Genomic DNA, 25,351 nt, shown 5'->3' on the forward strand with positions numbered 1-25,351 from the left:
GACATATGCGCCTGCTGAAACTCGTTCCCGATAACACCAACCTCCCGTTCGTCTCGCTGCGCAAATGGGCGTTCGGGCTGACGCTATTGTTGTCGATCGCCGCCGTTGGTCTGGTCGTCGCGCGCGGCCTCAATCTCGGCGTCGATTTCGTCGGCGGTCTGATGATCGAGGAAAAGTTCGATACACCGCCCTCGCTCGACACGCTCCGCACCACGGTCGACCGGCTGAACCTGGGCGAAGTCCGCCTGCAAAGCGTCGGCACCGACGGCAAGACCATCTCGATCAAGCTGCCCCCCCCGCACAGCACCGACGAGGGTGCCGCGAACCGCATCGTGGCCCAGGTCCAGGCGGCGGTGACCAAGCAATTTCCCGACGCGAAATTTTCCAAGCAGGACGTCGTCGGTGGCAAGGTATCGGGCGAGCTGATCGGCAAGGGCATCCTCGCGGTCGTGCTCGCGGTGATCGGCATCGGCCTGTTCGCGATCCTGCGTTTCGAATGGCAGTTCGGCGTATCGACCGTCGTCGCCATCGTCCACGACGTGCTGATGACACTTGGCTTCTTCGCGCTGACCTGGTTTGAGTTCGACCTCAATATCGTCGCCGCCGTGCTGACGATCATCGGCTATTCGATCAACGACAAGATCGTGATCGACGACCGTATCCGCGAAAACATGCGCCGCTATCGCAAGATGGACATGTCGGCGATCGTCGATCTGTCGGTCAACGAAACGCTGCCACGCACCGTTATGACCTCGGTCACCATCCTTCTCGCGCTCTTTGCCCTGCTCATCTTCGGTGGCCATGTGCTGCGCGGCTTCACCTCGGCGATGATCCTCGGCATTTTCGTCGGCACCTATTCGTCGATCTACGTGTCATCGTCACTGCTCATCTCGCTCGGCCTGCGCCCCGATCCCAAGCTGGACGATGCCCCGGTCGGCGGAACGCCCAAGGCGCGCTGATGCGGATCGAACGCGAGCGAGGAGTCGGCCCGATCATCACCGGCTTCTCGCAAGGCGGGTTCAAGGTCGAGGCCGACGCGTTTCGCGGTGTCTATCGCGCGCTGCTGATCTGGCCCGACGGGTCGGACGAATGGGCCCCGCCCGCGCTTGAGGCGCTGACCGCAGAGGCGGTCTCGCCGTTGCTGGCGATCGATCCGCGGCCGGAATTTCTGCTGCTCGGGACCGGAGCCACCATGCAGCGTCCGTCGCCCGCCTTCGTCCGCGCGCTGGAGGCGCAAGGGGTCGGGGTCGAGGCGATGGACAGTCGCGCCGCCGCGCGGGCGTGGGCCGTGCTGCGCGGCGAGGGCCGTCAGGTCGCAGGCGCGCTCTATCCGCTTTGACGCGCGCGCAGGCGGCGTTATCCTCTTCGGAAAACGCTTGGGGAGAGTCGCGTTATGACGATGAGAGTATATCTGGCCGCCGCCGCTCTGGCCGCCACCACCCCCGTTTTTGCCAGCGCGCAAACCGCCGACACACCGCCCGCACCCGCTGCCGCCCCCGATTACGGCAAACCCGAAAGCTGGCTGTGCCGACCCGGCAAGGTCGATCCGTGCGACGCCAATCAGGACGCCACGGTCATCAAGGCCGATGGATCGCGCAGCACCGAGAAGTTTTCCGCGACCAGCGACCCGAAATTCGACTGCTTCTACGTCTACCCAACGGTCTCCAACGATCCGACGCCCAATAGCGACATGGTGGCAGGACCCGAGGAGGATTCGGTCGCCGCTTTCCAGGCCGGGCGCTTCGCCAAATATTGCCGCGTGTTCGCGCCGCTCTATCGCCAGGTCACGATCGCGGCGCTCCGCGCGAAGCTGATCGGCAAGCCCGACACGTCGGACCGGGCGATGGCCTATCACGACGTCAAGGCAGCGTGGGAGGAGTATCTCGCCTACGACAATCACGGGCGCGGCGTCGTGCTGATTGGCCATAGCCAGGGCGCGGGGATCCTGAAGAGCCTGGTCGCCAAGGCGATCGAGGGCACACCGGTGCAGCAGCAGATCATCTCGGTGCTGATTCCGGGCACCACGGTCGCGGTGCCGGAGGGCAAGGACGTCGGCGGCGATCTGCAATCGACCCCGCTCTGCCACACCGCCAAGGATGTCGGCTGCGTTGTCAGCTACGTCACCTTCCGCGCCGATGCGCCGCCGCCCGCCAACAGCCATTTCGGCATCGTCAGCGAGCCCGGCATGGTCGCGGCCTGCGTCGATCCGGCGGCGCTCACCGGCGGTGCCACCACCGACGCCTATCTCGGCGCAAAGGGCGCTGGCATGAGCAGCTTGCCGATGGGGCCGTGGACGACCGATGGCGCGCCCGTCACCACGCCGTTCGTCAAGGTGCCGGGCCTGCTCAGCACCGCCTGCGCCAGCTCGGGCAAGGCCCATTATCTGGCGCTGACGATCCACGCCCAGCCGACCGACAAACGCACCGGCACGATCGTCGGCGACATCGTTTATGGCGGGATGACGCTCCGCGACTGGGGCCTGCACTTGATCGACATGCCGGTGGTGATGGGCAATCTGGTCGAGCTGAGCAACCTGCAGGCCAAGGCGTGGCTGGCCAAGCAACCGCCGTCACCGGCGGGCTGAAACCAGCCCGGCCAGATGATCGTAGAGCGCGGCAGTATTGGCCGCCCAGGTGAAACGCTCCGCGCCTCGGCGGACATCCTGCGCGCTCGGCGGATTGGCGAGCACATCGCCGATCGCTTCTGCAAAAGCGGACGCGCTGCGTTCGGTGATGCGCCCGAAGGCGCGCTCGGTCACCACCTCCGCCGCCCCGCCCGCGCCGGTAATCACAATCGGCGTACCGCAGGCCAGTGCCTCGACCCAGGCATTGGCGAGCCCCTCCGATGCCGATGCCAGCGCCATCACGTCGGCTGCGCCGAGCAAGGCGGGAAGGTCGTCGTGCCGGACACTACCCAATAGCCGCACGCGATCCGTCAGGCCAAGCGTCGCAATCTGCGCGGTGAGCGCGGCGCGTGCGGGGCCCTCGCCCGCGATCAACAGCGTCGCGGCTGGCAGCGACGCCATTGCCGACACGACGATGTCATGCCCTTTGCGCGGGATGAGCGCGCCGAGCGAGACGACCAGCGGCCCGGCGACGCCGTAAGCCGCCTTGGCCGCAGCGCGGTCGCGGGCCCCGAAACGATCGAGATCGACGCCGGTATGGTGCACCCGAATCCCCGCTTCAGGCAGGCCGAGCACGGCCATGTCGTGGCGCATTGCCTGCGACACGGCGAGCAGCCCGTCGGCCGCCTGCCCCGCCGCGATCACCTGCGCGGCGGTCGCGGGCGCGCGCCCCCAATGATGGATGTCCGCCCCGCGCGCCTTGATCGACACCGGCACGCCGAAATGCCGCCCCAGCGCGACCGCAGCCGGACCATCGGGGAAAAAGAACTCCGCATCGATCACGTCGAACGCGAAATCGCGGCGGAGCGCGGTGAGCAGGGGGACCAGCCGTCGCACCAGTGAACCCGCATGAAACCGCCCGCCGGTGCCGGGCAGCGCGAGAAAGCGCGGGCGGCGGATGTCGAGGCCCTTCCACGTCTCGCGCTCGGGCAAGGCCGCGAGCGGGGCATAATGCCCGTGCCGCGCAAGCGGCCAAGGCGGTATCCCCAGCGGTGCCACCACGCGCAGATCGACCCCTGGATGCGCCGCCAGCCCAAGCGTCTGCCGTTCGACAAACACGCCGAAATTGGGCCGCGACGCATCGGGAAACAGCGTCGAAAGGGTCAGTACGCGCAGCATCGGTGCGATGTAGCGCGAAACACTTACCGTTTCCCTCCCCGGCTTTCAGGGAGGGGCCGGTTTAAATGCGTTTGTCGCCGGGATACGCCAGCAGCAAGTCGCTTCCGACCTCCGCCGCAATTTCACAGCGACCGGACAGCGTCAGACACTCGCCCGCTTGCCACGCAACGCCATCGACGACACCGGCACCGGCGACCGGCACCAGCCACGCCGTCACGCCCTCGGGCAAATCGATTACGCGGTGACCGGCCGCAAAGCGCTCGACCACGAATTTCGGCCCTTCGGCCAGCACCTGATGGTCGCGGCCGTCCGGTGCAGGGGTCGGCAGCGGCACGAACGGCACGGGGTTGGATACCGCCACGCCCGCATCCAGATGCAGTTCGCGGTCGCTGCCATAATCGTACAGGCGATACGTCAGATCGACATTCTGCTGCACCTCGATCACAGTGATGCCAGCACCGATCGCGTGGATCGTCCCCGCTTCCGAATAATAGAATTCGCCCGCCTTTACCGGTTTCCAGTCGAGCAGATGCTCGATCGAACCGTCAAGTGACGCCGCGCGCAACGCCTCGTGCGTCATCGGTTCCAGCGTGCCGAGCGCGATCGTCGAATCGGGTTCGGCTGCCAGGATCAGCCACGCCTCGTCCTTGCCGCGCGGATAGCCCGCCGCCTGCGCTGCCGCATCGTCGGGGTGAACCTGCACCGACAGTTTTTCGCTGGTGAAGAGATATTTGATCAGCAGCTCGGGCTCGCCTGCATGCGGCGTCTGAAACCACACCTCACCGATCTTCTCGCCGCCAGGTGCCGGATTGGCGAAGCCGGGCCACAGTTGCGTGCGACCCCAGGGTTTCTCGACGCGTTTGGTGGCAAGCAGGGTGGCGGTCACAGGGGGTACTCCAATCGAATCCGAAAATGGCAACGCTCCGATAGCGCGAAGCGATCCGTATTGAAAACGCGCCGTCGCAAGCATGCCGTCGAAAAGGATTGTTCGCGCATCCGGGGTTAGGCTAAGGCTTACGCCGATGCGTACCCCCCTTACCCGCTCGCCCCTTTTCCGCAGCCTCGCGGTCGGCCTGATCGCCGCGACCGTGCTCACCTCCACGGGGTGCGCGCGCAACCGGACCAAGGGCGACATACCCTATGTCGCGCGCGACGTCGGCACGCTGTACACAGCAGCGAAGCAGCGGCTCGATAATAAGGAATATAAGCTGGCAGCGGCGCTGTTTGACGAGGTCGAGCGGCAGCACCCCTATTCGGTATGGGCGCGTCGTGCACAGTTGATGAGCGCGTTCAGCTATTATCTCGCGCATGATTACACCGCTTCGATCCAATCCGCACAGCGTTTCATATCGGTCCACCCCGGCAACCGCGACGCGGCTTATGCCTATTATCTCGTCGCGCTCGGCTATTATGAGCAAATCAGCGACGTCACGCGCGACCAGAAGATCACGCAGCAGGCGCTCGATGCGCTTGGCGAATTGACGCGCCGCTACCCCAACACGCGCTATGCCGCCGATGCACGACTCAAGATCGATCTCGTGCGCGACCATTTGGCCGGCAAGGAAATGGAGATCGGTCGCTTCTACGAAACGCGCGGCCAATGGCTCGCCGCGACGATGCGCTTCCGCAAGGTGGTCGACGATTATCAGACGACCACGCACGCACCCGAGGCGCTGATGCGGCTGACCGAAACCTATCTCGCGCTCGGCGTGCCCGATGAGGCTCGCAAGGCGGCGGCCGTGCTGGGGGCCAATTATCCCGGCACGCAATGGTATAGCCGCGCCTACAAATTGTCGGAGGAACACCCGCCCGTCGCGGTCGCGGCGATCGCGCCGGGCCAGTTGATCGTGCCGCTGCCCGACAAATCGCTTCCCGACAAGCCGCTCAAAACCCACGAGCCGAAGCGCGACGCGCGCGCTTTGCCGACCTCGGGCGGTTCGTCGACCAACCCAGGCAATCCGAACCCGGGTAGCTGACCGCGCGCGGCGAAAAGAACGATACCGGAACATCGATTGTTCGGGTAAAGCGGGCGGCAGACCCATGCTGATCTCTCTCGCCATCCGTGACGTCGTGCTGATCGAGGCGCTGGACCTGCACTTCGGGCAGGGCCTGGGCGTGCTGACCGGTGAGACCGGTGCGGGCAAATCGATCCTGCTCGATGCGCTGGGCCTGGCGCTCGGCGCGCGCGGCGAGGCCGGGCTGGTGCGGCAGGGTGCCGCGCAAGCCGTGGTCACCGCCACCTTCGATACGCCCCACACCACCGGGCCGATCGCCGCGCTGCTGGGCGAGAACGGCTTCGACGTCGATCCCGGCGAGCCGCTGATGATCCGCCGCATCGTCAAGGCCGATGGCGGCAGCCGCGCCTTCGTCAACGATCAGCCTGCGTCGGCGGGCCTGTTGCGCGAGCTCGCAACCTATCTCGTCGAAATCCACGGCCAGCACGATGATCGTGGGCTGCTCAACGCGCGCGGGCACCGTGCCTTGCTCGATGCGTTCGGACGGATCGACGCGGGCGCTACGGCGACCGCCTATAAAGCATGGCGCGATGCCGAAGCTGCGCTGGCGACGGCGCGCGCGACGATCGACACTGCCGCACGCGACCGTGAGTGGCTGGAACACGCCGTCGCCGAACTGCGCGCGCTCGCCCCCGAACCGGGGGAGGAAGAAGCCCTCGCCGAACGCCGCCGAACGATGCAGCGTTCGGAAAAGATCGCCGCCGATCTCGCCGCGATCGAAAGCTGGCTGGAGGGATCGGACGGTGGCCTTGCGCAACTCCGCCAGGCGGCGCGCGTGCTCGAACGAATCGCTGAGGATCATGAGGCACTGGCCGAGGCTTTGGCAGCGGTCGATCGCGCGGTGATCGAGGGCGCGGTCGCCGAGGAGAAACTGCGCGAGGCCAAGGCCGATCTGTGGTTCGATCCCGCCGCGCTGGAGGAGGATGAGGCGCGGCTGTTCGAACTGCGCGGCATGGCGCGCAAACATCGCGTCCAACCCGATGCACTGGCCGAGTTGGCTGACGACCTGACCGCCAAGCTGGAGGCGCTCGATGCCGGGGAAGAAGGCATCGCCGCGCTCGAAGCGAAGCTCGCCGCTGCGCGCGCGACTTATGACAGGGCCGCCGCCGCGTTGAGCGAGGCGCGCACCGCCGCCGCAGTGCGGCTCGACGCTGCGGTCAAGGGGGAGTTGATCCCGCTGAAACTCGATGCCGCCCGCTTCCGCACCGTCGTCGCGCCAGCGCCCGGCGAACAATGGTCGGCGGCGGGCAAGGACCGCGTCGAATTCGAGATTTCGACCAACCCCGGCGCGCCCTTCGCGCCATTGGTCAAGATCGCCTCGGGTGGCGAATTGTCGCGCTTCATCCTCGCGCTGAAGGTTGCGCTGGCCGATCAAGGCGGGGCCGCGACGATGATCTTCGACGAAATCGATCGTGGCGTCGGCGGTGCCGTGGCGAGTGCCATCGGGGAACGTCTGGCGCGGCTGGCGCAAGCGACGCAATTGCTGGTGGTCACGCATAGCCCGCAAGTCGCGGCGCGAGGGCAGCACCACCTGCTGATCGCCAAGAGCCATGACGGGACCGTCACCCGTACCGGCGTGACGACGCTCGACGACACGGCCCGCCGCGAGGAAATCGCACGGATGCTGTCGGGCGCGACGATCACGCCCGAGGCGCGCGCGCAAGCCGATAGGTTGTTGGAGACGGCGTAAAGCCATCCGTATCGGCAACCCGCAAACCCAGCACCGAATCCGTCACCCCGAGTTCATCCCGGGGTGACGGAACGACGGCGGATCGGCTGTTAAAACGGCATCGTCACGGTAAACATGATGCCCTTGTCATTGGTCCGCCCCTGCCCCGCATATAGATTGCCTCGCACCCCCTTGCCGAGATCGATGCCGATCCCCGGCCCGCCCACTTCCGCATATTTTTCCGGCAGCGGACGCGCGCGGAATTTCTCGGCTACGTCTTGCCTGCCGCATACAACGATGTCGCTGCCGGACTCTGCGGTGGGACAAGAGGCCGGGTGCCAGGCGGCGGGCAAATCGACACTCGCGCGATGTGACCGCTCGTCCTCTGGAGGTGCAGACTGTGCCAGGGCCAACATCATCAGGATCATGGTCGGCCCCTCTGCCGGGATGTTCGGGAAAGGCTAACGGCCATCTGCCACCGACACAATCCGCCGCCGCGCAATCTCCACGACATTCCTCGCACAACCTGCTACAGCCGTCCTATCGCGCGAGTCCGCTCTCAAGCATCGCGCGGCTGAGAGACGTCCCGCGCTCCCGCTTGCCTGGCATCGGATGCGCACTCTTGGCTCTCCTTTCCCGCTTTCTTGCACAGCCTGTCCGCTGCGGATCTTCCGCGCACGGCTGATGCGTCGCGATCGGATGCGTCGGCCGGGGCCGGACGTCGCATCCGTCTTCGATCTCGGCCCCATCCGGTACCGACGCTGCGGCGCGGCACCGGCACGTAAGGAATTAGGTATGGCTATCGGCACCGTTAAGTTCTTCAACGCCGACAAGGGTTATGGTTTCATCGCGCCTGAGGGCGGCGGTGGCGATGCCTTCGTCCACATCAGCGCGGTGGAAGCCGCCGGCATGGCCACGCTCGACCGCGACCAGCGCGTTTCCTACGAGCTGGAAGAAGACCGTCGCGGCAAGGTTTCGGCCGTGCGGCTGGCGCAAGCCTGAGCCAATACGGGGTGCCGCCAACAGGGGGCACCCCGCTTTCTCGTTTCCATTCCTATTTGCGGAGATATCCCACGAACACCACCGCCCTGTTCTATCGCGACCGCGCCCGTCAGGCCGAGTCCGACGCGGCTACGGCCACCCTCGACAATGTCCGCGGCCGCTGGCTGCGCGCCGCCAAAGCCTGGGACGAAATGGCCAGCCGCGCGGAAAAGACCGCCGAGCGCCGTTCGACCAACGAAGAGGCCAAGCATCTCGCCGAGATGGACGCCAGCGAAGACGATTAGCGGATTGAAACCGCTACCCGTCCTCCGCTAGCGAAGGGGGATGGCCCCTGCCCTCCCCACGACCGATGATACCGCCGCAACCGAGCTGGCCCGGCTGGCGGAGCTGATCGCGCACCACAACCGCCTGTATCACACCGACGACGCGCCCGAGATTTCCGACGCGGACTATGATGCGCTGGTGCGCCGCAATGCTGCGATCGAGGCGGCCTTCCCGCATCTCGTTCGCAGCGATTCGCCGAGCGTTCAGGTCGGGGCCGCCCCCGCCGCCCACCTCGCCAAGGTCGCGCATGCGCGGCCGATGACCAGCCTCGACAATGCCTTTACCGACGAGGATGTCGCCGATTTCGTCGGCCGCGTGCGCCGCTTCCTCGCGTTGCCCGAGGACGCGCCGGTGGAACTCACCGCCGAGCCTAAGATCGACGGCCTGTCCTGTTCGCTGCGCTACGAAAACGGCGTCCTGGTCCAGGCGCTCACCCGCGGCGACGGCCAGGTGGGCGAGGATGTCACCGCCAATGTCCGCCACATCGCCGACATTCCGCAAAGCCTCCCGGCCGACGCGCCGGCGATCTTCGAGGTGCGCGGCGAAGTGTATATGGCCAAGGCCGATTTCGCGGGCCTCAACGCGCGCCTGCTCGCCGAGGCCGAGGGGACCGGCAAGGACGCGCGCCAGTTCGCCAACCCGCGCAACGCCGCCGCCGGATCGCTGCGCCAGAAGGACGCCGCCGTCACCGCGACGCGGCCCTTGCGCTTCTTCGCCTGGGGCTGGGGCGAGGCGAGCGCGGTGCCCGGCGAAACGCAAAGCGCGGTGATCGCCGCGATCAAGGCCTGGGGCTTCCCAGTGGCGGAAGGCTTCGCTCCTGCCGCGACCGCTGCGGATGCGCTCGCCGTCTATCGCGGCATCGAACATCTGCGCGCCGACTTGCCCTTCGATATTGACGGTGTGGTCTACAAGCTCGACCGGCTCGACTGGCAAGCGCGGCTCGGCACCGTCGGCCGCACCCCGCGCTGGGCGATCGCGCACAAATTCCCCGCCGAACGCGCCGAGACGACCTTGCTCGCGATCGATATCCAGGTCGGCCGCACCGGCGCGCTCACGCCCGTAGCGCGGCTGGAACCCGTCACCGTCGGCGGCGTCGTCGTCGCCAACGCCACGCTCCACAATGCCGACGAGATCGAGCGGCTTGGCGCGCGCGTCGGCGACCGCGTCGTGTTGCAGCGCGCGGGCGACGTCATCCCGCAAATCGTCGAAGTGCTGACCCGCGCCGAGGAGCGCCCGGCCTTCGTCTTTCCGACCATCTGCCCCGAATGCGGCTCGCTCGCCGAGCGTGGCGAGGGCGAGGTTGTCGTGCGCTGCACCGGCGGGCTGATCTGCCCGGCGCAGCGCGTCGAGCGGTTGATTCATTTTGTCTCGCGCCACGCCTTCGACATTAGCGGCCTCGGGCTGGTGCGCATTGAGGAGTTCTTCCGCGACGGCCTGATCGCCTCCCCCGCCGACATCTTCCGCCTGCACGAACATCGCGAGGCGCTGATCACGCGCGAGCGCATGTCGGAGCTGGTCGTCGACAAATTGCTCGCCGCGATCGACCTGCGCCGCAAGATCGGGCTCGACCGCTTCCTGTTCGCGCTCGGCATCCGCCATGTCGGGGAGATTACCGCGCGTGACCTGGCGCGACGCTATGTCAGCATGGCCGCCTTTTCCGACATGATCGAGCGCGTGCTGGCGGTCCGCACCGAGCTTGTCCCCGCATTGGGCGAGACCGACCTGAAATTCGTCGTGCGCCGTGGCAAGGCGCTCGCCGCCGCGATCGAAACGGCGGGCATCGGCCCCGAAGTCGCCGATGCCTTGATCGAATTCTTTGCAGAACCACACAATCGGGACGTAATTGCCGCCTTGCTGCGCGAGGTCGAGCCGCTCGATATCGTCCACGAAACCCGCGAATCCCCCGTTAGCGGCAAGACGGTCGTGTTCACCGGCAGCCTGGAGACGATGAGTCGCGACGAAGCCAAGGCCCAAGCGGAAGCACTCGGCGCGCGCGTGTCGGGCTCGGTGTCCGCCAAGACCGATCTGGTCGTGGCCGGGCCGGGTGCGGGCTCGAAGCTGAAAAAGGCCGCAGAATTAGGCATTTCCGTCATCGACGAAGCGGGTTGGGCGGAGATTGTTGCGGCTGCGGGGTAAAGGGGATCGCCACGCCGAAGTCCGCCAGTGATGCCATTTTGCAACGCATCATTACTGAATGCTTCATGTACCTTGCGGAATCGTGATTGTCATCTAACCGAAATATTTAAGTCGCATGGGGGCGCCAGGCGACGAGACAGTCGCGTTTTCCGCGATCAGGAACACAGGGGCAATATCATGCGACATAATCTTCTTCTTGGCGTGGCCGTGGCCGCGCTTATGATTCCGGCTGCGGCAAGCGCCCAGGAAACGACAGCGATTATCCGCGGCTCGGTCACCGCCAACGGCGCTCCGGTTAACAATGCAACGATTACGGTCACGGACACCTCGTCGGGCACCGTTTCACGCGCATCTACGGACTCGTCTGGCAGCTTTTCGGCATCCGGCCTGCGCGCTGGCGGTCCCTATACGATCGACGTGACAAGCGCCGCCGGCAACACTCAGATCACCGGAATCTTCACGGTTGTTGGTGCTCCTTACGATCTTCCGATCGAGGTCGGCGCAAAATCTGACAGCGGCGCTGACATCGTCGTGACCGCCAAATCAATCAAACGAGCCGGCATTACGTCGGATGGTCCGCAGACCGTCCTCAACCAACGCGACGTCAGCAAAGTCGCCTCGGTCAATCGAGACATTCGCGACATCGAACGTCGCAGCCCCTTCGCGACGTTCGACCGCAGCAGCGGCGGCGGCAGCGCCGTATCCTTCGCTGGCGTAAATCCCCGCTTCAACCGCTTCACCATCAACGGCGCGCAGGTTGGCGACAACTTCGGCCTTAACCCTGATGCCAGCCCCACCAAGCGAGGCCCGGTTCCGTTTGACGCGATCGGTCAGGTGTCGGTTTCGATCGCACCGTATGATATCCGCCAGAGCAATTTCCAGGGCGGCGTCATCGACACGACCCTGCTGTCGGGCACAAATTCCTACCACCTGAACGGTTTCTATTCGCAGAGCACCGACGGTCTGCAGGGAAATCAAATCGGCGCGCTGCCCGTCGCTTTGCCAAAATATAAGAGTGAGACCTACGGCGTTACGGCCTCGGGTCCGATCATCAAGGACAAGCTGTTCGTGATGGTTTCGTATGAAAAGAACACTGACCCCCGCCCACTCAGCCCCGGAGCGGTAAACCAGGTCCCCAATCTGACCGACGCGCAGGTAGCCTCGGTCCAGTCGATCGCAAAAAGTGTTTATAACTACGACGCCGGCGGGGTTCTTGCGATTACGAACAACCTCGACGAGAAAATCGTCGGTAAAATTGACTGGAACGTCACTGAAGGCCAGCGCCTATCGCTTACTTACATCAACGCATACGATGCGCAGGACAACCTTCAAAACAGCAGCGGATCGACGACGTCGCCTGCTCTTGGTCTCGCCTCGAACGGTTACAAGCTGACCGAACTGCTGCGTACCGGTATTGCCCAGTTGAACTCGGATTGGAGTGACCGGGTCTCGACCGAAACGCGTTTCGTTTACAAGGCCTATACGCGTGGCCAGAATCCTGAATTGGGCCGCGGCTTTGCGCAGTTCCGCGTCTGCACCGCCCCGACCAGCGTCCTTACGCCGGTTGCTGGTAACGGCGACAATGCGACCTCCTGCGGCAGCGGCAACCCGGTTGTCGCGCTTGGCCCGGACATCAGCCGTCAGACCAACGCTCTGTTCACGGACACTTATGACGGCTCCTTCCTGCTGCGCTTCAAGGCTGGGCAGCACGATTTCAAGGGCCTGTTTGAATACGCCGAGAACCGCACGACCAACGCCTTCCTGCAATATAGCGCTGGCTCCTATTACTTTGACTCGATCGCCGATTTCCAGAATCGCAACGCGAGCTCTTTCGACTATCAGAACGCACTGACGCTGAACCCGAACGACACGACGTCCAATTTCAAATATGGCGTCTACACCTTCGGCCTTCAGGACGATTGGTCCGTCACACCCGAACTGCGGCTTACCTATGGCGTCCGGTACGATCTCTATGGATCGCGCAGCCAGGTTATTAACAATCCGAATTTCTACAATCGCTATGGCTTTTCGAACACCAACAATTTTGACGGTCTGGGCGCGTTCCAGCCGCGCGTAAGCTTTAGCTACAAGCCGCTTCCGTCGCTTAGCCTGCGTGGTGGCATCGGCATTTTTAGCGGCGGTACGCCCGACATCTATTTCTCGAACTCGTACGGCAACAGCGGTTTCATCCAGAACCGTATCTCGACTGTAAACCGTGCAACGGTTGCGGCGGGGAGCACGGCGACCGCAACGTGCGCGGCTCCCTATAATACCGGTGCGAATGCTGCACTCTGCGCGATTGCTCTCAACGGTGTTACGGGGTCGTCGATCCCGGGCGCAGTCAATACATTCCTCGCCTCCAATACGGCGTCGCTTCTGACGGCACCCACGGCATCGGTAGCACCGGACTTCCGCTTGCCTTCGCAGACCCGCGCAACGCTCTCGGCCGATTACCGCCTGTTCGGGGTTGATCTGGGCGCGGACTATGTATTCTCGAAGGTCAATCAGGCCGTTACCTTCACCGATCTGCGCTCGCAGATTGTCGGCACCCTGCCGGACGGCCGCCCACGCTACACTTTCCTGCCGACGCCGGGCGCTGGCATCCAAACCGCCGATACCAACACGGACATCCAGATCGGCAACACGTCGCGTGGTCGCAGCCACATTTTCACGCTGCGCGCTAACAAAGACTTTGCATGGGGCCTGTCGGTGGGTGGCAGCTACACCTGGCAGGACGTGAAGGACGTCAGCAACGCGACGTCTTCGGTGGCAAGCTCGCTTTATGCCGCCCAAGCCTCGATTGATCCGAACAACGCCAGCTACGGCATCAGCAGCAACGAAACAAAGTGGCAGTTCAAGTATAGCGTCGGCTTCGATCACGCCTTCTTCGGCGACTATCGCACCGTCGTGCAACTGTTCGGTGAAACGCGCGCCGGACAGCATTACAGCTTCTCGATGCAGGACACTTCGACGGGTCGCTCGTCGGTATTCGGCACCACCGGGAACAATGATCGTTACCTGCTCTACGTGCCGACCGGCCTCAACGATCCGTTGGTCACCTATGCCGCGAATGATACGACAACTGCGACCGCGCTCGACAACCTCATCAACAATACGCAGTTGAAGAATTTCCGCGGAAAGATTGCTCCTAAGAACATCGCCCGGGCACGCGCTAATACCCGTATCGACCTCCATCTTGAGCAGGAACTTCCGGCCTACGTCTTCCATTCGCGGATTTCGTTGTTTGCCGACATTGAGAATCTGCCCAACCTGTTGAACAAGAACTGGGGCGGTCAATATTATACCGGCTTCCCGTACACTTCGGCGGTGGTGCAGGTAACCTGCCTCAACGCGGCGGGAGCTGCACTCACGGGTGTGGTCGGGTCGGCGACCAATCCAGCCGGGGCTTGCGCCAAGTATCAATACAGCAGCTTCAAGTCGCCGAACGAAACGGTGAACACTGCTCAGTCGCTGTACCTCATCCGCGTCGGCGCACGCTTTAAGTTCTAACGCGCTCTTACCCTAAGAAAGTTGGCCGCCGTCCCCTGGGACGGCGGCCTTTTTTTTTAACTCTGCGGCCCGCCCGGCGTGAACGTCAGCTCGCCCCTGCTTCCGCCACCTTCGCATAGATGGAGGTGATCGGCCGCGCGAACACCCGGCCCACCATCGGCTCGAAAAAGGATAGCGGCGCGCTGTCGTAATTCGGGTCGAAGGCAGCCTGATCGTATTTCTCGCAAAACTCTGCGCACGCCTCGAAATGCGGATGGCTGCGGTACGATTCGCGCATGTCGCGGTCGCCGCCGATGTAATGGAAGAAATAATAGCCCTGGAACACGCCGTGCGTGTTGGCGATCCAGTGCAGTTGGTCCGACACGAACGGACGCAACATCGCCGCGCCGATCTCGGGATGATTGAAGGTCCCCAGCGTGTCGCCAATGTCGTGCAACAGCGCCATCACCACATAGGCTTCATCGCGGCCATCGCGGTACGCGCGCGTCGCGGTTTGCAGTGAATGTTCGAGCCGATCGACCGGGAAGCCGCCATAATCGCCGTCCAGCAACTGCAAATGCGTCAGCACCCGCGCAGGCAAGCCCTTGGCGAAATCGGCGAAATGGCCGGAGATGATCTTCCAGTCGGCCTGGGTGCCATGCTCCATCGCGCTGAAGCGCGCGCGGTCGGGCTGATGGTTCATGCGGCTCTCTCTCCTCTCGTCTTCCTCCGCTTGTTATGCAGCGCGAGGGCCCGCCTTATCGCGGTGGCGCGGACGATAGCGTACTTTGCGCATCGCTCCCAGCCGGGCTAAGACTGCCCCATGTCGCTTCCCCCCCAACCCGCGATCCTTTCGCGGCCCTTCTTCGAGGACAAGAACCGCGCCTTCTGGACGCTGCAGGCGGCGGGGTGGACTGGCTATCTGATCCTGCGCAGCGTTTCGAGCATTTCGAACGCCAGCGACATGACCAGCATGGTGCCGGTCGTGATCGAATCGATCGTGGGATACAGCATCACCTTGCTGCTCTCGACGCTGTATCATTATTACCGTCGCCAGCCGCGCTTTGCGATGGCAATCCTGACGGTGCTGACACTCGCCGCTGCGACTCTGGTCTATGCGGTGCTCGACGCCTTTTCGTTTTCCTTCATCAACGCGCGCAACCCCGGGCTTAACCTCGGGCTGGTATTGGGCACGATCTTCCTCAACTTCACCGTGCTCGCCGGGTGGACCGCGTTGTATTTCGGGATCAATTTCTATCTGATCGTCGAGGATCAGATCGACCAGCTCGCCGCGCTCGAGAACACCGCTTCCTCGGCGCAGCTGGCGATGCTGCGCTATCAGCTCAACCCGCATTTCCTGTTCAACACGCTCAACTCCATTTCCACGCTGGTGCTGCTGAAAGAGACCGAGCGCGCCAACGCCATGCTCGGGCGACTATCCTCGTTCCTGCGCTATACGTTGGCCAACGAACCGACCGCCAATGTGACGGTGGTGCAAGAGTTCGAAACGCTGAAGCTCTATCTCGAAATCGAGAAGATGCGCTTCGAGGATCGGTTGCGGCCGACCTTCGAGCTCGATCCGCGGGTCGCCAAGGCGCGGCTACCGTCGTTGCTGCTGCAGCCACTGGTCGAGAATGCGATCAAATATGCGGTGACGCCGCAGGAAGACGGTGCCGAAATCGCGGTAACGGCGCGGCTCGCCGGGGATAGGGTGCAGATCGTCGTATCCGACACCGGCCCCGGCTTGAACGAAAGCAGGGGACGGCCGAGCGTTTCTGCGAGCCAGACCCTTTCAACCGGGGTCGGGCTTGCCAATATCAGGGAAAGACTGGCCCAGGCTTATGGGCCGGACCATAGATTCGAGACGCGATCGATCCCGGGGGGCGGTTTCGGGGTCGAGATCGAAATCCCGTTCCAGCTCGAGGAACCGAAGAAAGAGGCCGCATGACGATCCGCACCATCCTCGTCGACGACGAAAAACTGGCAACCCAGGGCCTCGCCCTGCGGCTGGCCGCCCATGAAGATGTGGAGATCATCGATACCTGCCAGAATGGCCGCGAGGCCATCCGCTCGATCAAGACCAACAAACCCGACCTCGTTTTTCTCGACATTCAAATGCCCGGCTTTGACGGCTTTTCGGTCGTCCAGGGGCTGATGGAGGTAGAACCACCGTTATTCGTGTTCGTGACCGCTTATTCCGACCATGCGCTAAAGGCGTTCGAGACCGACGCGGTCGATTATCTGATGAAACCGGTCGAAGAGAGTCGCCTCGCCGACACGCTCGACCGTGTGCGCCAGCGCCTGACCGAAAAGCGCGGAATCGAGGAGGTCGACCGGCTGAAGGAAGTGATCGCCGAGATCGCGCCGGACTCGGTCGAGACGCTCACCGATGGCGGGGAACAGGTTTCATCCAACCGCTTCGAAAAGCTCATCAACATCAAGGATCGCGGGCAGATCTTCCGCGTCGACGTCGACACGATCGAACTGATCGAGGCCGCCGGTGACTATATGGTCATCAAGACCGGCGACAATTCGCTGGTGCTGCGCGAGACGATGAAGGATCTCGAACGCCGCCTCGACCCGCGCCGCTTCCAGCGCGTCCACCGCTCGACCATCGTCAACCTCGATTTGGTCAAAGAGGTAAAGCCGCACACCAATGGCGAATGCTTCCTGGTGCTGCAGTCGAACGCGCAGGTGAAGGTGTCGCGCAGCTATCGCGACGTGGTGGCGCGCTTCGTCCACTGAACCCAATCTCCGTCACCCCGGGCTTGTCCCGGGGTCCACCCCTGCCAATGACACGCGCGCGCAGGACACGCGGCACGGTGGATGCCGGGACAAGCCCGGCATGACGGTTATTTTGCGTTAAGCGTCGGTCTCGGCACCCTCGGCCGGCCGCTCGAACCAGGCCTCGACCTCACCCGACAGCTTCAGCGTCAGCGGCTGTCCATGGCGATCGACCTTCTTGCCCAGGGCAACGCGAATCCAGCCTTCGGAGCGGCTATATTCCTCCACGTCATGGCGCTGTGCGCCTTTGAAGCGAATGCCGATGCCGCGCGACAGCGCCGCTTCGTCATAATGCGGGCTGCGCGGGTTGGAAGACAGGCGGTCGGGGGGGAGATCGGTCTCGGTCATGATTGCGGCTCATGGCGCAAAATGGGCGCGTACGCCAGATACGAAAACGGCGCGGAGCCGAAGCCCCGCGCCGTGTTGCCGATCGCTCCGCGATCAATCGCAGACGCGGACGCGGACCCAATCGTCATAATAGCGATCGTAGCGCCGCTCGATCCAGCAGCGGTCATAGCCCGCACGCGCGCGATAGGCGTAATAGCCGTCATTGGGGTAGTAACCGTGGCTGCGGTAATACCGGTCGTCATAATAACGATCGTAGCCGCGCTCGCGGTAATAGTCGTCGCGGTAGCGATCATTGCGGTTCGACGCGAGCGCGGCACCCACTGCAAGCCCAGCGATACCCGCGACGATGGCGGTGCCGGTGCCGTCATTATGGCCATAATAGCGATGGCCCCATCCGCCACCCCAGCGCTGCGCCTCCGCCGGAGCCGCCGCCGTCAGAGCCGTCGCGCCGAGCGCCGCTGCCAGACCGATCTTCTTCAACAGGCTGTTCATCTCGAATCTCCTCACTCCAGCAGCCCTGCATGCATCTCCCTATAACGCATTGGCGGACTAGCTTGTTGCAACCAATATGCGAGTCGCCCTGAATGCGGGCGGAATGGTGTGTTTAACCGGTGTTCAGCGAAGGAAAGTCGCGATGGCCTATTGGCTGCTCAAATCCGAACCCGACAGCTACAGTTGGGATGATCTGCTGGCCGAGGGCAGCACCGAATGGACCGGCGTGCGCAACGCCGCCGCCGCCTTGCATCTGAAGGCGATGCAGGTCGGCGACCGGGCCTTTTTCTACCATAGCGGCGGTCCCAAGGAGATTGTCGGAACGGTCGAGATCGCGCGCACCGCCCGGCCCGATGGCGACGATCCGCGCTGGGTGTCCGTCGCGGTCAAACCGCTCGCCGCTTTGCCACGGCCCGTCCCGCTGGCGACGATCAAGGCAACGCCGGGGCTTGCCGATCTGGCGATGCTGCGCCAGTCGCGGCTTTCGGTATCGCCCGTGCGCGACGCCGAATGGACGACATTGCTGGCGCTGGGTGAAGGGTAAGGGTTTGATGCGGGTTCGCGCGTTGCTGTTGATCGGGGCGCTCGCGCTCGTCACCGCTGCCAAGGCACCCCCTGCCCCGCCCCCTTCCCGCGAACCCGCAATCGTGCGCGTGCGGCTGGTGACAGGCGCGGGGCCGATCGTGATCGCGCTCGATGCGCGCCATGCCCCGGCGACGGTCGCCAATTTCCTCGCCTATGTCGACGATGGCCGGTTCGAAGGCACCAGCTTCTACCGCGCGACACGCCGCAAGACCGCGCCCAAAACGGGTTTCGTGCAAGGCGGCATCGGCACCGATGCGCACCGCATGCTCGGTCTGGTGCCGCTCGAGCCGACCAGCCAGACCGGGATCAAGCATCTCGACGGCGTGCTGTCGATGGCGCGCTATGACCGCACCGATTCGGCGACGGGGAACTTCTCGATCATGGTCGGCCCCAACCCCTCGCTCGACGCGCGACCGGGCTTTGTCGGCTATGCCGCCTTCGGGCGCGTGGTTGCAGGCATGGACGTGGTCAAGCGGATGCTCGCCGAGCCGACCTCTCCGGGCGGCGAGGGAGCGTTCAAGGGCCAGTTGATGGTCAAGCCGATCCCGATCCTGCGCGCCGAACGGCTCGACGGCGTGGCGAAACCGACCGGTGCGCCCAAGGTGTGGCAAATGCTCAAAGGCGTGAAGCGCTAGAGTCTAATTTTGAGGGAGAATCCACCTCCGTTCGCCTTGAGCCTGTCGAAGGGCCCTCTCCGCAAGAGAAGGGCTCGCATAGGGCCGGGGGCGGGGCTTCGACAGGCTCAGCCCGAACGGAATTGGGATGGTCCTCTTTAAGAGGAAGCGCCCCTAGCGCCCCCGCACGCAAAAAGGGCGGGGAATGTCGCCATCCCCCGCCCCTTCCGACACGCTAAGCCGTAAGGCTTAGAAGTGCGTGATCAGGCCCATCATCGGGCGGAAGCTGTGGAAATCACCATAAGTGTTCACTTCGGCACGGATGCGGACGCCGGCATTGCCGGTGATGCCCTTCAGGCCGATGTCCTTCGGGCCGAACTCGGTGCCGATCCCGTAGGTGATGTCGCCATACTGCTTCTTGCTGGTATTGCCGGTCGAGTAGGTCGAATAATGATCGAACTCGACCCACTGATAGCCGACCTTGCCGTAGAACATGCCGCTGTCACCGGCGCGCACGCCGAAACGACCGGCTGCGCCATATTCCCAGTTGATGTTGCCAGAGACGCCTTTGGCAAGATTGCCTTCCGCACCGACGAACACCGGCCCCAGCGGCACGTTGATGCCGGCCACGCCCTGTACCAACGCGCCTGCGAGACGGTAGTTGTTGCGCAGCGAGCCATCGGCGTTCAGCGCCTGCGGGATACCGTGGTTGCGCTCGTTATCGAACTGTTCCCAGCCGCCCATCACGCCGATGTAAGGCTCGATGCCAAACGCGCGCGAGCCGTCGGGTGCGGTCGGCGTGGTGTCTGCCGGTGCGGCCGGTGCGGCGTCCTGCGCGAAAGCCGGGACGCTGGCGAAAGCCGCCAAGGCGACGGCGGCGAGTTTGAAAGTACGCATAATAATGACCTTTGTTCGACTGTTAGGGGTGCCGACGATCGCGTCGGTGTCCCGCAGCCGACCCAACAAGGGTCATCACGCTAAGTTGCACTGCAGCAAGGATAAAGTCCTGACGGCCCGTTTCGTCACATATCTGCAACAGTTTCTTGCTGCAGGATGAACGAAACGGGGGGTCTGGCAGCCGTGCCGCACTCGCTGCGTTCAGGCCTTGTGCGCGTAAAGCGAGCACCAGCCCGATGGCGCGATATCGCCCGCAACCAGCTTGCACGCCTTGGGGGCTTGCCACTGGAGGCAGGTGTCGCACCGCGCCTTCCCCTTGGGTTGGGGCTGATAATGGACAGCCGTTTGCGGCAGCTTGGTCGCGGCGGCAGCAGGTGCGGCGGCGACAGCGCCCACCAGCAACGCACCGCCCCCGGCCGCCGCAAGCGACAAGAGCCGACGACGCGACAAATCGGTGGATTTCGGATCGGTGGACATAGGTGCTCCTGTGGTGTTCGTGCGCTGGCAACGGGAACCGTCGCCATCGCGAGTGCAGCGCGACGGCGACGCGCCCCCGCGCGCGCTATGCGCCCTGCGGCGGAGCAAGCGAAAGCTGCGGAAGTTACTTATTGGGTGCCGCGTGGGCACCGATTAGGGCATCGCCCCATCGCCGCTCCGTCGCCGGCGATTTCTTCCACTGAGCGCCAAAAGCAGCGCAGCGCGTCAGCCCTGTCCCGCCATACCCCCAAACAAAAAGGCCGGACGCTGTCGCGCCCGGCCCCGGTGTTACCACGCTCTCGCGTCGCTTACGACTGCTTCGCCCGCGCCGCGCGCTTGCGCTCGTTCGGGTCGAGGTAGCGCTTGCGCAGGCGGATCGACTTGGGCGTCACTTCAACCATTTCGTCATCGTCGATGTACGCAATCGCCTGTTCCAGCGTCATCTTCTTCGGCGGAGTGAGGCGGATCGCATCGTCCTTGCCGCCCGAAGCGCGGAAGTTGGTCAGCGCCTTGGTCTTCATCGGGTTGACTTCGAGATCGTCCGGCTTGGCGTTCTCGCCGACGATCATGCCCTCGTACAGCGCCTCGCCGTGCCCGACGAACAGGATGCCGCGCTCTTCGAGCGGCCCTAGCGCATAGCTATTCGCTTCGCCCGCCCCGTTCGAGATCAGCACGCCGTTCTTGCGGCCTTCGATATTGCCCTTGTGCGGGCCGTAACGCTCGAACAGGCGGTTCATGATGCCGGTGCCGCGCGTGTCCGACAGGAACTCGCCGTGATAGCCGATCATCCCGCGCGACGGCGCGGAGAAGGTGATGCGCGTCTTGCCGCCGGTTGACGGACGCATGTCGGTCAGCTCGGCTTTGCGCAGGTTCATCTTCTCGACGACGGTGCCCGAATATTCCTCGTCCACATCGATGATGACCGTTTCATATGGCTCGGTCTTCTTGCCGTCCTCATCTTCCTGGAACAGCACGCGCGGACGCGAAATGCCCAGTTCGAAACCCTCGCGGCGCATCGTCTCGATCAGCACGCCAAGCTGAAGCTCGCCGCGACCGGCGACTTCGAAGCTGTCCTTGTCGGCGGCTTCCACCACCTTCACGGCAACGTTCGATTCGGCTTCGCGGAACAAACGGTCGCGGATCATGCGGCTGGTCACCTTGGTGCCCTCACGCCCCGCCATCGGCGAATCGTTGACGGCAAAGCGCATCGACAGCGTGGGCGGATCGATCGGCTGTGCGTGCAGCGGCTCGGTCACGGTGATGTCGGCGATGGTGTTGGCGACGGTCGCGACGGTCAGACCGGCGAGGCTGATGATGTCGCCTGCCTTGGCTTCGTCGACCGGCACGCGGTCGAGCCCGCGGAACGACATGATCTTGGAGGCGCGACCGGTCTCGATGATCTTGCCATCATTGTCGAGCGCGTGGATCGGCTGGTTGACCTTGACCGTGCCCGAATTGACGCGGCCGGTCAGGATACGGCCGAGGAATGGATCGCGGTCGAGCAGCGTGACGAGGAAGGTGAACGGCACGCCTGCCACTTCCACGGCGGGTGGCGGAACGTGGCTGATGATCGTCTCGAACATCGGGATCAGCGTGCCTTCGCGCGCGTCCATGTCGGTCGAGGCATAGCCGTTGCGGCCCGAGGCGTAGAGCACGGGGAAATCGAGCTGCTCGTCATTCGCGTCCAACGACACGAACAGGTCGAACACTTCGTCCAGCACTTCCTGGATGCGCGCGTCGTTGCGATCGACCTTGTTGACCACGACGATCGGCTTCAGGCCCAGCGCCAGCGCCTTGCCGGTGACGAACTTGGTCTGCGGCATCGCGCCTTCCGACGAATCGACCAGCAGGACGACACCGTCGACCATCGACAGGATGCGCTCCACTTCGCCGCCGAAATCGGCGTGGCCGGGGGTATCGACGATGTTGATGCGCACGCTCTCGGTTTCGCCCGGCGGAGTCCAGTCGACCGAAGTCGGCTTGGCGAGAATGGTGATGCCGCGCTCTTTTTCGAGGTCGTTCGAATCCATCGCGCGCTCTTCGATGCGCTGGTTGTCGCGGAAGGTGCCGGACTGGCGGAAGAGCTGATCGACCAGAGTTGTCTTACCATGATCGACGTGTGCGATGATGGCCACGTTGCGGAGGCTCATGTCTGTCTCGTTACAAAATCGGGAAAAGGATCGCGTGCCCCTAGCCGAAACGGTGCGGTGCAACAAGGCCGGGCAACACACTGTGCTGCCCGGCCCGTTTCGATCAAGGCTGAACGAAGTGCGGCGATCAGAACTTGCCGCTGACTTCGACGCCGTAAACGCGCGGTTCGCCACGGATATAGGTCGGAATACCGAAACCGCCACCGGTGTTGCCCGCGTCGATCAGATATTTACGGTCGAGCGCATTGCGGGCGAAACCGCCGATTTGATAACGCCCGCCCGCCAGCTCGACGCCCGCCCGGACGTTGACCAGTGCATAGCCGCCCTGGCTGATCGCCTCAGAATTGGGCAGCTCGAAATATTCCTTGCTCTGATAGGTGGCCGAGGGCGTGGCGTAGAAGGTCATGCTTCCGGCCGGAACGCGCAAGGTCGCGCCGCCCGAAGCGCTATATTTCGGCTGCAGGCGGAACTGCGCACCCGAATAGACGCCATAGGCCGGGTTATTGGCGATCTTGCCATCGACATAGGCAAAGTTGCCGAACAGCTGCAGCAGCGAATTGACCCGCCAATTGCCCTCCAGCTCGACGCCGGGGTTGCGCGCCTTGCCCGCGCTTTGCGTGGTGGTCTTGCCCGCGCCGTCGGTAACGGTCACCTGGAAGCCGTTATAATCCTGGTAGAAGACGCCGAGCGATCCGCTGAACGCGCCGATCTTGGCCTTGATACCGGCTTCGTAATTCCACACGACTTCGTCGGGCACCACTTGCAGGCTCGGCACCGCCACGCCACCCGAAGTCGCCGCGGACAATTGCACCACCGGCGAGCGGCGGCCTTTGCTGATCGTGGCATAAAGGTTGATGCCATCGGTCAAACGATACAGCGCGTTGAAGCGCGGCAGGATCGCCGAGAAACTGCGCTGCGCAGTGAACTTGACGCCGCCCGTGCTGACCGTGGGCAACAACGGCACGCCGGCAAGCACCGAATTGGGCTGCACCGAGCTGTAGCCCGACTTGCGCTTCTCGATCAGGATGCGCGCACCGGCGGTGAGTTCGAGCCGCGGGGTCGGCAGCCAGGTGCCGTCGGCGAAGACCGAATAGGTGTCGTTGGTGCCGTAGTTGGTGAAGACCGAGGAATACGGAATTGCGGTCGCCGAGCCGCGCGTCAACAGCGCGGTCGCCCCCGCCGCGGCAACGGTGCCATTCGGCAGGACGCAACCCGGGCCGCTCGGGATGCCAGCCGCGAGCAAGGCGGCGCGCGTCCCGGCGGGCAAGGCACCGGCGCAGGTCAGATAGGTGCCCTCTTCGGTCGAGAAGGGCACGCGCTGCAGATTGTTTTCGAAGAACGCGTTCCAGCCGAACGACGCGCGGTAGGTGTCGCCGGTGAAGTTGAAGCGGCCTTCATGGCTATATTGGTCGCCGCGCGCATCCTCGGCAAACTCCAGATACCAGGCCGGGCCGCCATCGGCGTCGAACACTTCGTTGCTGTTGAACTTGCGATAGCCGTTGACGGTGGTGAAGCTGACACCTGGGGCCAGTTCCGCCGTCAGCGTGAAGTTGGCGTCATAGACGTCACGCTTCAGGCCGAGCTTGGCGCCCCCCAGCACTTGCGCACTATAAGGCGAACCCGACAGTTCGGCGTAGCTATAGTCGCCGCCATTGCCGCCGGTCGGCGCTTGCGCGCGCGAACGGAACGCCGTGCCGGGGTTGCGCTGGCCGTCATAGGTCAGCACCAAAGTGGCGGTAAGCGCATCGGTCGGTGCCCAGCGCACCGAACCGCGAATGCCGCGCTGATCCTGACCATTGAGATCGTCTTGCTTGGTCTTGCCCTGATTCTGGTTGGGCACATTGGGGTCACCGGCGATGTTGCGGACAAAGCCGTCATGATATTTGTAGGCGAAGGCGAGACGCGCCGCGAGCGTGTCATTGCCGACATTGACGAAGCCCGAGACCTGGCCGCGATTGTAATTGCCGTAGGACGCAATGATCCCGGCCGAGGTTCCAGCCCTTGGCCGGGCCGAGATGATGTTCACCGCGCCAACTGCCGAGGCGGTGCCGAACAGCGTTGCCTGCGGCCCCTTCACGACTTCGATCCGCTCCAGATCGAACAGATCCTGATACGCGCCACGCGTGCGCGAAATATCGACGCCATTGTAATAAAGCGAAACGCGCGCGCCCTGCTGCGCCGAGCCGCTGTCCGAGGTGATGCCGCGGATCACGAAGCCGGGGTTATTGTCGCTCTGCTCCTGGATACGCAGGCCCGGGATATACATCGCGACTTCGGCGAGCGAATTGACACCAAGCTCCTGCATCTTGGCACCGGTCACTGCCGTCACCGTAATCGGCACGTCCTGGAGCTTCTGCTCGCGCTTCTGCGCGGTGACGATGATGTCACCGCCTTGCGCATCGGGCGTCTCCGCAGCGGTAGCCGACTGGGCGAGCGCCGCCGTTGACGAACAACCGAGGAGAACGCCCGCAAACGCGAGCGAGAAGGAACGACGCATCGATAACCCCTTTTGTTTTACACACTTTGTTGCGGTGCGGTATCGGCACCTCGCGTCGGATTCGGGTCTTTATCGTGACGATTGCGTGACAATTGGTGTATTATAAAAACGATACACTTGAACCCCGCAG

23 protein-coding genes are annotated in these 25,351 nt (G+C 63.9%); 13 read left to right on the forward strand and 10 right to left on the reverse strand.

Annotated features, from left to right (window positions below; genetic code table 11):
- The first annotated feature begins 5 nt into the window (after positions 1-5).
- The 3 genes from secF to ACP7BY_RS04030 are packed head-to-tail and all read left to right on the forward strand — an operon-like array spanning position 6 to position 2,584.
- Positions 6-959, forward strand: a complete 954-nt coding sequence (gene secF / locus ACP7BY_RS04020; protein WP_033965568.1) for a protein translocase subunit SecF — start codon at positions 6-8, stop codon at positions 957-959.
- Positions 959-1,339 (forward strand): Mth938-like domain-containing protein, encoded by a 381-nt coding sequence (locus tag ACP7BY_RS04025; RefSeq protein WP_033965569.1) that lies wholly within the window; start codon positions 959-961, stop codon positions 1,337-1,339. The genes secF and ACP7BY_RS04025 overlap by 1 nt, the downstream gene beginning before the upstream one ends.
- 54 nt (positions 1,340-1,393) lie before the next feature.
- Positions 1,394-2,584 (forward strand): DUF3089 domain-containing protein, encoded by a 1,191-nt coding sequence (locus tag ACP7BY_RS04030; protein ID WP_137902800.1) that lies wholly within the window; start codon positions 1,394-1,396, stop codon positions 2,582-2,584.
- Here the strand turns inward: ACP7BY_RS04030 and ACP7BY_RS04035 are convergent.
- Together ACP7BY_RS04035 and ACP7BY_RS04040 are read right to left on the reverse strand one after the other, a co-directional pair.
- A complete protein-coding gene (locus ACP7BY_RS04035) occupies positions 2,570-3,742 on the reverse strand; it encodes a glycosyltransferase (RefSeq protein ID WP_137902801.1) in 1,173 nt (390 codons plus the stop codon). The genes ACP7BY_RS04030 and ACP7BY_RS04035 overlap by 15 nt on opposite strands.
- 61 nt (positions 3,743-3,803) lie before the next feature.
- A complete protein-coding gene (locus tag ACP7BY_RS04040; RefSeq protein WP_033965571.1) occupies positions 3,804-4,628 on the reverse strand; it encodes a class I mannose-6-phosphate isomerase in 825 nt (274 codons plus the stop codon).
- Between the two features lie 136 nt (positions 4,629-4,764).
- On the opposite strand from ACP7BY_RS04040, the gene ACP7BY_RS04045 reads away from it, so the two are divergent.
- Together ACP7BY_RS04045 and recN are read left to right on the forward strand one after the other, a co-directional pair.
- Positions 4,765-5,718: an outer membrane protein assembly factor BamD gene (locus ACP7BY_RS04045; RefSeq protein WP_033965572.1), complete on the forward strand. Its 954-nt coding sequence runs from the start codon at positions 4,765-4,767 to the stop codon at positions 5,716-5,718.
- 64 nt (positions 5,719-5,782) lie between these two features.
- Positions 5,783-7,447 carry a DNA repair protein RecN gene (gene recN / locus ACP7BY_RS04050; RefSeq protein ID WP_033965574.1) on the forward strand — a complete coding sequence of 555 codons (1,665 nt, stop codon included), beginning with the start codon at positions 5,783-5,785 and terminating at the stop codon, positions 7,445-7,447.
- Positions 7,448-7,536: 89 nt separating this feature from the next.
- Here the strand turns inward: recN and ACP7BY_RS04055 are convergent, their stop codons facing one another.
- Positions 7,537-7,854 (reverse strand): hypothetical protein, encoded by a 318-nt coding sequence (locus tag ACP7BY_RS04055; protein ID WP_033965575.1) that lies wholly within the window; start codon positions 7,852-7,854, stop codon positions 7,537-7,539.
- 367 nt (positions 7,855-8,221) lie between these two features.
- Here ACP7BY_RS04055 and ACP7BY_RS04060 point away from each other — a divergent pair, with 367 nt between their 5' ends.
- The 4 genes from ACP7BY_RS04060 (at position 8,222) to ACP7BY_RS04075 (ending at position 14,398) form a co-directional block, all read left to right on the forward strand.
- A complete protein-coding gene (locus ACP7BY_RS04060) occupies positions 8,222-8,428 on the forward strand; it encodes a cold-shock protein (protein ID WP_010185321.1) in 207 nt (68 codons plus the stop codon).
- Between the two features lie 56 nt (positions 8,429-8,484).
- The gene (locus ACP7BY_RS04065; RefSeq protein WP_231565191.1) at positions 8,485-8,712 is read left to right on the forward strand and encodes a hypothetical protein; all 228 of its coding nucleotides are present in this window, start codon (positions 8,485-8,487) and stop codon (positions 8,710-8,712) included.
- Between the two features lie 40 nt (positions 8,713-8,752).
- On the forward strand, positions 8,753-10,888 hold the full coding sequence (ligA, locus tag ACP7BY_RS04070; RefSeq protein ID WP_033965576.1) for an NAD-dependent DNA ligase LigA: 2,136 nt from the start codon (positions 8,753-8,755) through the stop codon (positions 10,886-10,888).
- Positions 10,889-11,065: 177 nt separating this feature from the next.
- Positions 11,066-14,398 (forward strand): TonB-dependent receptor, encoded by a 3,333-nt coding sequence (locus ACP7BY_RS04075; RefSeq protein ID WP_126847840.1) that lies wholly within the window; start codon positions 11,066-11,068, stop codon positions 14,396-14,398.
- An 85-nt stretch (positions 14,399-14,483) separates the two neighbouring features.
- Here the strand turns inward: ACP7BY_RS04075 and ACP7BY_RS04080 are convergent, their stop codons facing one another.
- A complete protein-coding gene (locus ACP7BY_RS04080; RefSeq protein WP_033965577.1) occupies positions 14,484-15,080 on the reverse strand; it encodes an HD domain-containing protein in 597 nt (198 codons plus the stop codon).
- A 120-nt stretch (positions 15,081-15,200) separates the two neighbouring features.
- Between ACP7BY_RS04080 and ACP7BY_RS04085 the strand changes: the two genes are divergently transcribed.
- Both ACP7BY_RS04085 and ACP7BY_RS04090 read left to right on the forward strand, forming a co-directional pair.
- Positions 15,201-16,325: a sensor histidine kinase gene (locus ACP7BY_RS04085; protein ID WP_033965578.1), complete on the forward strand. Its 1,125-nt coding sequence runs from the start codon at positions 15,201-15,203 to the stop codon at positions 16,323-16,325.
- The gene (locus tag ACP7BY_RS04090; RefSeq protein ID WP_010404257.1) at positions 16,322-17,122 is read left to right on the forward strand and encodes a LytR/AlgR family response regulator transcription factor; all 801 of its coding nucleotides are present in this window, start codon (positions 16,322-16,324) and stop codon (positions 17,120-17,122) included. The genes ACP7BY_RS04085 and ACP7BY_RS04090 overlap by 4 nt, the downstream gene beginning before the upstream one ends.
- A 117-nt stretch (positions 17,123-17,239) precedes the next feature.
- Here the strand turns inward: ACP7BY_RS04090 and ACP7BY_RS04095 are convergent, their stop codons facing one another.
- On the reverse strand, positions 17,240-17,509 hold the full coding sequence (locus ACP7BY_RS04095; RefSeq protein WP_033965580.1) for a DUF3297 family protein: 270 nt from the start codon (positions 17,507-17,509) through the stop codon (positions 17,240-17,242).
- A 93-nt stretch (positions 17,510-17,602) separates the two neighbouring features.
- Positions 17,603-18,001 (reverse strand): hypothetical protein, encoded by a 399-nt coding sequence (locus tag ACP7BY_RS04100; RefSeq protein WP_033965581.1) that lies wholly within the window; start codon positions 17,999-18,001, stop codon positions 17,603-17,605.
- A gap of 142 nt (positions 18,002-18,143) precedes the next feature.
- Here ACP7BY_RS04100 and ACP7BY_RS04105 point away from each other — a divergent pair, with 142 nt between their 5' ends.
- Together ACP7BY_RS04105 and ACP7BY_RS04110 are read left to right on the forward strand one after the other, a co-directional pair.
- Positions 18,144-18,545: an EVE domain-containing protein gene (locus ACP7BY_RS04105; RefSeq protein ID WP_126847834.1), complete on the forward strand. Its 402-nt coding sequence runs from the start codon at positions 18,144-18,146 to the stop codon at positions 18,543-18,545.
- A 7-nt stretch (positions 18,546-18,552) separates the two neighbouring features.
- Complete coding sequence (locus ACP7BY_RS04110; RefSeq protein ID WP_126847832.1) at positions 18,553-19,221, forward strand: peptidylprolyl isomerase; 669 nt, start codon at positions 18,553-18,555, stop codon at positions 19,219-19,221.
- Between the two features lie 228 nt (positions 19,222-19,449).
- Here ACP7BY_RS04110 and ACP7BY_RS04115 read toward each other — a convergent pair whose 3' ends face one another.
- The 4 genes from ACP7BY_RS04115 to ACP7BY_RS04130 form a co-directional block, all read right to left on the reverse strand.
- The gene (locus tag ACP7BY_RS04115; RefSeq protein ID WP_033965583.1) at positions 19,450-20,097 is read right to left on the reverse strand and encodes an outer membrane protein; all 648 of its coding nucleotides are present in this window, start codon (positions 20,095-20,097) and stop codon (positions 19,450-19,452) included.
- Positions 20,098-20,298: 201 nt separating this feature from the next.
- Entirely contained in the window at positions 20,299-20,574 is a 276-nt protein-coding gene (locus tag ACP7BY_RS04120) for a hypothetical protein (protein ID WP_033965584.1), read from the reverse strand.
- Between the two features lie 308 nt (positions 20,575-20,882).
- Complete coding sequence (gene typA, locus ACP7BY_RS04125; RefSeq protein ID WP_033965586.1) at positions 20,883-22,724, reverse strand: translational GTPase TypA; 1,842 nt, start codon at positions 22,722-22,724, stop codon at positions 20,883-20,885.
- A 127-nt stretch (positions 22,725-22,851) separates the two neighbouring features.
- Complete coding sequence (locus ACP7BY_RS04130) at positions 22,852-25,221, reverse strand: TonB-dependent receptor (RefSeq protein WP_033965587.1); 2,370 nt, start codon at positions 25,219-25,221, stop codon at positions 22,852-22,854.
- Between the last annotated feature and the right edge of the window lie 130 nt (positions 25,222-25,351).

Source organism: Sphingomonas sp. PSPC2-2 (assembly GCF_049897725.1).
In the GTDB taxonomy this organism is placed as follows: domain Bacteria; phylum Pseudomonadota; class Alphaproteobacteria; order Sphingomonadales; family Sphingomonadaceae; genus Sphingomonas.